Origin of the sequence: Flavobacterium sp. (assembly GCF_046155325.1) — a bacterium.
Taxonomy (GTDB): Bacteria; Bacteroidota; Bacteroidia; order Flavobacteriales; family Flavobacteriaceae; genus Flavobacterium.
Map to the genome: position 1 here is coordinate 1 of NZ_JBJXDQ010000182.1, position 8,340 is coordinate 8,340.

Here is an 8,340-nt window from a genome sequence, read left to right on the forward strand (position 1 = left end):
TAAACATGCTCATGGACGATACAAGTAAAATTGAAACAATCACCTTTTTTGACAATGTAGATGGCGATATTTACCCCGAAAAAGACTTGCCCGAAAATGCCCGAAAACTTAGGGGATTTGAGTGGCGCGGTGATGAACGAATCAAAAATAAGGAAGATATATATCCCCCTGATGAGGTGGAGTTGGATAATGCAATTGTAGCAGCGAGTAACAAAAATTTTGAGAAAGAAAAAATAAGTCAAGAAATAGAAAAAAACAGAATAGAGGATCATCTTAGTGGAGATGATTTCTATGAAGAGATTTTCAGGAAGTATAATAATAGATTAGTAATAGATAAAACAGGTGGGGTATATTTATTAAGAAATTTTAAATTTAGATTCCCAAAAGAGGCAAATTGCGTCAATGAATACAAAAAAAACCATCCAAAATATAAAGATGAAATAAAAATAAATCAAGTTATTTGGAATTGGAACACGATGGTAGGAAAAAAATATGACGGTGGCTATTTCACGGGTAAGGAACCAATAGAAGAAGTAGAGCTTCCCAAAAAAGAAAATTTAACCTATGAAGAAATTTTTATTTTATTCGATGACAGAGTTATTATTGATAGAAACGGAATGGAATTATTGATTAGAAATGGGAAGTTTAAGTTCCCATCCGATTTAGAGTCTTTAAAAAAACTCAAAATAAATAATCCAAAATATAGAAAAGAAGTGAGAATTAATCAAGTATTGTGGGATTGGAATTCAATGCAATATGGCAAATATGATGGCGGATTATATACTGGAAATGAAAAGCAATAAATGAAAAGCAATACACTAATTATAAATTCATTTAATAAATATTTACCCTTTTTAAATTTATTTAAAAAGAATCATTTTATGATGCAAAGTATCAAAGTAATGATATTAAGAGTTATTGGAGTTGTTACTTTATTTGGATTTACACTTTTTTTAACCAAAACATATGATCCAAAAATAATAGGTCAATATGATTTTATAAGAACTTACCTGCTAATATTGGGAAGTATCTGTGTTTTAGGCACCGATCAGTCCATTCTTTATTTCACAGGAATGTTAAAGAGCCGAAATAGATTGGGAGAGTTAAAAAGTATTTATTTTAAAATGGTTTTTTTAATTTTTTTAATGTCTTTAATAAGCTTTTTATCGATTTTAATTATTGGTAACGAGACAATAAGCTATTATTTAAATGATTTCAAAATATATAGTGTAATATTAAAAGCAACTTTATTATTGTTTTTTTATTGTATTACCATCTTTAATACAGAAGCGCTCAGAGCTTTAGAATCAATATATATTGCCGAATTATTTCGTAACACCTTTAAATATTTATCGGTCATAATTGGTTCAATTATTTTATTTTATATTCAAGAAGAATCTTATCTGGCTGAAACATTTTTAATAGGTTTTTTCTTTTTATCCATAATTTCTACCCGAATGATATTTTCTGTTTTTAATAAAAAAGGGAATGAATACTCATTAAAGAGTGAAGATGAAATTTCGTATCGATTCATATTTTTAAAATCTTATCCTATTGCTATTAGCACTATGGCTATTTTTTTATTAATGAGTTTTGATGTAATGTTTTTAAAAAAATTTAATGGAAACGAAGAAGTTGCTTTCTATGCTTTGTCGGTTAAATTAATGACCTTATTATTGGTAATTATGAATTCTGTAAACATTACTATTTCCCCTAAAATTGCAGAACAATTTTTTTCAGATAAAAAATCAGAATTAAAAAAAACAATGAGAACCAGCGCTAGAATTATATTTTGTATATCCATTCCTGTAGTTTTGTTTTTTTGTTTATTTTCTGAACTTATTTTAGGGTTTTTTGGCCCAAAATACTTAGTGGCTAGGGAGTCATTAATCATATTAATGATTGGTCAAGGAATTTGCTCTTTTTTTGGAGCGGTCCAAGTTTATTTAAATATGACTGGGAGACAAAAAACTTTCCAAGTTATTTTAATTTTTGCAGTAATAATAAATTTCTTTTTAAATAAAACTTTAATTCCTATTTACGGAATGAACGGAGCCGCTTTTTCTTATGCGGTCAGTATGTTTTTATGGAATCTAGCTGCCACAATTATTATCTATAAAAAAGATAAAATAGCTGTATTTTTAACATAATTTTTATGCAATGCAAATTATAATAAAAAAAAATAAACTTTGGTTTTTAGTTTTGTTTAGTATTTTTTTAATAATATCAACATTAACAATCTATATATTACCAGAACGTTATTTTAATGATACCAAAATAATTATTTTTGATGAATATAAAGAAATAGGATGGATAGGCAGCTATCCCTTTGCTATAATGTTTTATAAAATCACAAAATTAAAGTATCTCCCATTTTTTGTTATTGCATTAATTCAATTTCCAATTGCATCTTATATCCTATATAAAATAGGGGTTCCTAAAAATTTTCATATATTTAATTCAAAGAATTTAATAATTTTTGTAGCATTCTTTTTATTAGGAATCTATATGTCTATGCCAACCAAAGAGTTTATTACTTTTTTACTCTTTTCTTCGATTCCGTTTATTTTTCAATCTAAAATAACCAATAGAAAAAAAATTATTTTTTCATTGCTGTTGATTACTTCTTTTTCTTTTTTTAGAGCTTATTATTTATTGATCCCAATTTTTGCTTTAGGAATGTATTTAATTTCTTTTATACATTTTAAAAAGAAAGCTTTAGCAACCATTTTTTATGGATTAGTAATAGCAATTTTCCTTTCTTTTAGTCATGGAATTATAAAAGGTGAGTTTTTGTCAAAACTAACACGTCAAGATTATGCCGAAGTTAAAGCTAAAAGTGTAAATACAATTATATTATCTCCTATTTCCCAAGACACTTGGTATGGAGAAGCATTTGGTATTTTTTATGGGTATGCTTCAGTTAATATTCCAATAGGACAAGCTTTAAGCCATTTGCTTTCCCCTCAGGTTCTAGCTTTTGCAATTTGGGAATTATTAATTTATTATATTTTAATTGTTAGATTTTCTAGATGCTTAAAAAACAAAAAAGAAAACTATTTAGAGTTATGGATATTTCTAATTTTATTTTCATATTTTATTGTGCAGGGAATATTTGAACCAGATCTTGGGACTTCAATTCGACATAAAATAGGATTTTTACCAATTATATATTTTGCAATATATTATGAACATTTCAACAGAAAAACATAGTTTTATTTTAAACGCATTTTTATTATTAATCGCAAGCACACTAATATTTAGGTTGCCTTGCACGGTTTCAATAATTTGCTTTTCTTTTTATGGATTGCTATCTTATAAAAAATTGTCTTTTACCAAAAGGGCATTGAAATATATTTTAATAATAGCAATCCCATTGTTATTAGAGATTATTTTTTTTTGGAACAATGATGATTTTTATTTAGGAATAAAGTCATTAGAAAAATATATAACTCTTTTATTGTTTCCAATATTTATTATCGGAAATCAAAAATATATTAAGTTTTATCCATTGGTAAAGGCCTATTCTGTGGCAACAACATTAATAGTAGTGTTCTTTCTAATAAGGTATTATTTTGTCTATAATGAATTCTTTTTGAGCTTTTATTACGGAATGAATATGTGGCAAATGGGATATCATTTTGCCAATACTATTGGAATTCATGCTCCGGCTTTAAATATGCATTTGGCATTTGTTTCAATTTGCAATTTATATTTTTCAATATCAAATTTAAAAAAGAACAAACACTTTTTATTGAAGGGTTTAAATTTTATTTTGTTCCTATTTTCCTTTATTCTACTGTTAATAATAAATACAAGAATAGCATTATTAGCAAGCTTTTTAGGATATTTTCTCGTTTTTGTATTTCATTTTTTCAAAAACAAAAACAAAAGGCAAATAATTAAATCATCAAGTATTTTTATTATTTCAATCTCGGTAATTTTAGTTGTATTTATAAAAAACAATAATTTTATGGAAGAAAAGTATAATAGATTGCTTTTTGATAAAATTGAGATGATTGGAAAATTAGATCAAATAGAAAGACCAGAAGTAGAAGTATATAGCTCCTTAGTTACTCGATTATCTATTTGGAAATCCACAATTGACTTATCAAAAGACAATCTTATATTTGGAGTTGGTTCCTCTAACAGTAGAAAGGAATTGATTAATTATTATAAGAAAACCAATCAAAAATTTCTATTAAAGCATCAATTTCCTGTCCACAATCAATATCTCGATTTTTTACTCAAATTTGGATTGTTAGGACTAATAGGAACCTTTATCTACATTGGTTTTATTGGTTTTATTGGATACAAATCAAAAAATGTTATTGTTATCGCATTTTTCTTGTTGTTTTTTATCTCCAACCTAACCGATGATTTTCTGATTCGTTTTGATGGAATAGTTTTTAGTGGTTTTTGGATTTGTATATTTACTAGTAATTATTTAAAAACAAATAGAATAAATCAGGAAGTTAATTTGCCCCATCTTTAATAAAAACAACTCCTGGCATTAGTTCTCCGGATTCTGGAAACTGATGCAGCACTTCAATTGAAACATTTTCCATAACAGAATTTGTATCTGATGGATTTTTTTTAAAATAATCATTAGTAGCTTTAATTGAATTAGTTCTCCACCTGAACCCATCTTTTATCAAATACCATTGACCAATTGTTGATTTTACAACTTTACCCTCATATATTGCTTTCAAACTATCTGGCGCAACTAATTCTCCTTTACTGTTATAACTTGATTCTAAATTTCTTTTACAAGAAATTGAAATATTCACTAAAAAAAGCAAGCTAATGAATACTAATTTTTTCATGTCTTTTTATTTTTATTATTGCAAATATCGAATTTTTAATAATATAAAATCCCTAGAAAGAAAATACGCATTATATATTTATATTTGCAAACATAAAATTATTATTGTTATGAGTAAAATTAAAATTGCACATGTTTTACATTCTGTGGGAGGTGTAGATGTTTATGTGAGATTTGTTTTAGACAATATTGACAATAGTAAATTTTGCAGTGTGATTTTACACGGTAAACACGATACCAACCATCCATTTTTAGATAAAGATAAAGAACCTGTAAAGGAATACAGACCATCAATTGTAAGAGATATATCTTTTATTAAGGATTTGAAAGCAATTTTTGAAATTTATAAAATATTAAAAAAAGAAAGACCAAATATTATTCATGCCCATAGCGCTAAAGGAGGTATTATGGGTAGAGTTGTTGGAAGATTACTTAATATAAAAGTAATTTATACGCCACATGCATTTTCATATTTAAGTGCTGAAACTAAAATAAAAAGGAAAATATTTATTTTATTAGAAAGATTTTTTTCAAAAGGAGATGGATTATTATTGGCAACCTCTAATTCAGAATTAAAAAGGGGTTTGAATGTGGTAAAATTTGACCCTAAAAGGGCTTTTTATTTAAACAACTCTATTAATTCCATAAATAACGTCCCTAATTTATCCATTCCAAGGACTTGGCCAAAAGAATACATTTGTACTGTTGGAAGACCTTCTTATCAAAAAAATATTGAATTAATGATTGAGATTTTAGGAAAAATCAATGAATTTAGAGAGGTTCATTTAGTAATCATGGGCGTTGGTCCGGTATCCTATAGATTATCAAATGTTCAAGATTTAATTAAAAAGAAAAATCTTGAGGAAAAGATTACATTAATTAATTGGACCAACAGAGACAACATATTGAACATAATTAATGATTCAAAATTTTATATTTCAACCGCCCGTTATGAAGGGTTGCCTTATTCGATAATTGAAAGTTTAGCACTTTCTAAACCATGTTTAGTTTCAAATTGTGACGGAAATGTTGATTTAATTAAAGATGGATTTAATGGGTTTGTTATTTCGGATGATAATATAGATACTTTTGTTGAGAAAGCGCTTTATCTTTTATCTGATGAAAAGGCATTAAAACAATTTTCTGAAAACGCATTTATTTCCTTTAACGAAGATTACAATATATCTAAAAACATTTTAAAATTAGAAGAATTTTATACAGTTCATTCAAAATTTAATTAACAATAGTAAATGAAGCAGAAAATAATTACACTAATTCAAAAAGAAAAATTTCATCCTAGTTTTCTTGGGTTTTTTATAAACCACAATTTTTTAATCAGAAAAGAATTAAGAAAAGCCATATTAAAACACTCCAATTTGCTAAGCGGATCTATGATTGATTTTGGTTGCGGAACTAAACCGTATAAAGAATTCTTTTCTAATTGTGATGAATATATTGGTGTAGATTATAAAATAGAAGGAAGAGAAGAAAAACAAAAAGAGGTAGATGTTTTTTATGATGGTAAAACAATTCCTTTTGAAAACAACCGATTTGATTCAATTTTAAGTACGGAGGTGTTAGAACATGTTTTTAATATAGATGAATTGTTATTAGAATTCAATAGGATATTAAAAACAGGAGGGACAGCAATAATAACCACTCCTTTTATGTGGGAGGAACACGAAATGCCTTACGATTATGCACGATATACCACTCCGGCATTAAAACATTTATATTTAAAAAATGGTTTTGAAATAATTCATAATTATAAAACAGGTAATTATATAGCAGTTATTTATCAATTTAAAATTAACTATATAAAAAATATTCTTCCTGAAAACAAAATAATAAAACACATTATTTTATTGCCATTCATTACCATTTATAACTTTGTAGGAGTTTTGCTAAGTTTCATTTTACCAAAAGATGAAACAGCTTATTTCAACAATGTTTTTATTTTGGAGAAAGTTAAATCTATCAAGTAATTTGAGAAATGTAAACACTGATTTTTTCGAATAAGAAGAAAATAAAGATGACTATTATTTTACAGCTTTAAGAATGGTTTCTTAAAAAAGAATTAAATTAATGGTGGACACATTTCAGCAAACGAATTTCAGCAATACTTACAAAAAGCGAAAGCTTTTGTTTTTGCCGCAGAAGAAGATTTTGGAATTGCCCCCATAGAAGCTCAGGCTTGTGGCACACCAGTAATTGCTTTTGGTAAAGGCGGTGCTCTAGAAACAGTAATTGATGGAAAAACAGGCTTGTTTTTTAAAGAACAAAAAGTACAATCGTTACTTGACGCAATTAACACATTTGAGACCATGCAATTTGATCCCAAAATTATACGTAAAAACGCTTTGCAATTTTCTGAAGAACGCTTTGAAAAAGAGATTAAAGAATTTGTTGAGGAAAAATATCGATTGTTTAAAAATTAAACCGAACTTGATGGTTTAATCTACCTAGAAAATTCTTTATAAAATTTAACAATATAAACTCTTAAATTTCGTTAATATTGCAATTTTAAACGATTCGATATAAATAATACTTTACATGAAAAGAATTTTAATTACGGGAGCTGCGGGCTTTTTAGGTTCTCACTTGTGCGATCGTTTCATAGCCGAAGGCTACCACGTTATAGGAATGGATAATCTCATCACCGGAGATTTAAAAAACATAGCACATTTATTTAAATTAGAGCATTTTGAGTTTTATCATCACGATATAACAAAATTTGTTCACGTTCCAGGTGATTTAGATTATATTCTTCATTTTGCCTCACCAGCAAGTCCGATAGACTATCTTAAAATCCCTATTCAAACCCTAAAAGTGGGTTCCTTAGGAACACACAATCTTTTGGGATTGGCAAGGGTCAAAAATGCTCGAATTCTCATCGCTTCCACTTCCGAAGTGTATGGAGATCCCTTAGTTCACCCTCAAACAGAAGAATATTATGGAAATGTAAACACCATAGGGCCCAGAGGCGTGTATGATGAAGCCAAACGTTTTCAAGAATCCATAACCATGGCATATCAAACTTTTCATGGGGTAGAAACCAGAATTGTTCGCATTTTTAATACTTATGGTCCTAGAATGCGATTGAATGACGGAAGAGTTATTCCAGCATTTATTGGTCAAGCCCTTAGAGGAGAAGATTTAACCATTTTTGGCGATGGCATGCAAACCCGTTCTTTTTGTTATGTAGACGATCAAGTAGAAGGTATTTTCAGATTGTTACATTCAGATTATGTATATCCAGTAAACATTGGCAATCCCGACGAAATAACCATTAAAGATTTTGCAGACGAAATCATAAAATTGACGGGTACGAATCAAAAAGTAGTGTATCATCCATTACCTATAAACGATCCTTTGCAACGTCAACCCGACACCACAAAAGCCAAAAATTTATTGGGCTGGGAGGCTAAAGTTACTAGAGAAGAAGGCATGAAGATAACCTATGATTATTTCAAATCGCTGTCTACATCTGAATTACTAAAAGAGGAACATAAAGA

General features: G+C 27.8%; 8 protein-coding genes and 1 pseudogene. 8 read left to right on the forward strand and 1 reads right to left on the reverse strand.

Annotated elements, in window-relative coordinates; all coding sequences use genetic code 11:
- The 4 genes and pseudogenes from ACKVOD_RS12290 to ACKVOD_RS12305 all read left to right on the forward strand — a co-directional run.
- A pseudogene (locus tag ACKVOD_RS12290) lies at positions 1-803 on the forward strand (hypothetical protein); the annotation flags it as partial.
- 78 nt (positions 804-881) lie between these two features.
- Entirely contained in the window at positions 882-2,150 is a 1,269-nt protein-coding gene (locus ACKVOD_RS12295) for an MATE family efflux transporter (protein WP_409209763.1), read from the forward strand.
- Positions 2,151-2,160: 10 nt separating this feature from the next.
- The gene (locus ACKVOD_RS12300) at positions 2,161-3,213 is read left to right on the forward strand and encodes a hypothetical protein (RefSeq protein WP_409209764.1); all 1,053 of its coding nucleotides are present in this window, start codon (positions 2,161-2,163) and stop codon (positions 3,211-3,213) included.
- A gap of 466 nt (positions 3,214-3,679) precedes the next feature.
- Positions 3,680-4,495 carry an O-antigen ligase family protein gene (locus ACKVOD_RS12305; protein ID WP_409209769.1) on the forward strand — a complete coding sequence of 272 codons (816 nt, stop codon included), beginning with the start codon at positions 3,680-3,682 and terminating at the stop codon, positions 4,493-4,495.
- On the opposite strand, the gene ACKVOD_RS12310 is transcribed toward ACKVOD_RS12305, so the two are convergent.
- Complete coding sequence (locus ACKVOD_RS12310) at positions 4,476-4,826, reverse strand: hypothetical protein (protein WP_409209765.1); 351 nt, start codon at positions 4,824-4,826, stop codon at positions 4,476-4,478. The two genes, ACKVOD_RS12305 and ACKVOD_RS12310, sit on opposite strands and share 20 nt — an antisense overlap.
- A gap of 109 nt (positions 4,827-4,935) precedes the next feature.
- On the opposite strand from ACKVOD_RS12310, the gene ACKVOD_RS12315 reads away from it, so the two are divergent.
- From ACKVOD_RS12315 to ACKVOD_RS12330, 4 genes are all read left to right on the forward strand, one after another.
- The gene (locus tag ACKVOD_RS12315; RefSeq protein WP_409209766.1) at positions 4,936-6,066 is read left to right on the forward strand and encodes a glycosyltransferase; all 1,131 of its coding nucleotides are present in this window, start codon (positions 4,936-4,938) and stop codon (positions 6,064-6,066) included.
- Between the two features lie 9 nt (positions 6,067-6,075).
- Positions 6,076-6,810 (forward strand): class I SAM-dependent methyltransferase, encoded by a 735-nt coding sequence (locus ACKVOD_RS12320; protein ID WP_409209767.1) that lies wholly within the window; start codon positions 6,076-6,078, stop codon positions 6,808-6,810.
- Positions 6,811-6,921: 111 nt separating this feature from the next.
- Positions 6,922-7,263, forward strand: coding sequence for a glycosyltransferase (locus ACKVOD_RS12325; protein ID WP_409209770.1), 342 nt, complete (start codon positions 6,922-6,924; stop codon positions 7,261-7,263).
- A 115-nt stretch (positions 7,264-7,378) separates the two neighbouring features.
- A partial coding sequence (locus ACKVOD_RS12330) for a UDP-glucuronic acid decarboxylase family protein (RefSeq protein ID WP_409209768.1) occupies positions 7,379-8,340 on the forward strand: 962 nt, incomplete at its 3' end.

Bases quoted from the DNA above. Each gene is read 5' to 3' on its own strand.
- ACKVOD_RS12315 (WP_409209766.1), top strand. From the start codon at position 4,936: ATGAGTAAAATTAAAATTGCACATGTTTTACATTCTGTGGGAGGTGTA.
- ACKVOD_RS12310 (WP_409209765.1), bottom strand. From the start codon at position 4,826: ATGAAAAAATTAGTATTCATTAGCTTGCTTTTTTTAGTGAATATTTCA.
- ACKVOD_RS12320 (WP_409209767.1), top strand. From the start codon at position 6,076: ATGAAGCAGAAAATAATTACACTAATTCAAAAAGAAAAATTTCATCCT.
- ACKVOD_RS12300 (WP_409209764.1), top strand. From the start codon at position 2,161: ATGCAAATTATAATAAAAAAAAATAAACTTTGGTTTTTAGTTTTGTTT.
- ACKVOD_RS12295 (WP_409209763.1), top strand. From the start codon at position 882: ATGATGCAAAGTATCAAAGTAATGATATTAAGAGTTATTGGAGTTGTT.
- ACKVOD_RS12305 (WP_409209769.1), top strand. From the start codon at position 3,680: ATGCATTTGGCATTTGTTTCAATTTGCAATTTATATTTTTCAATATCA.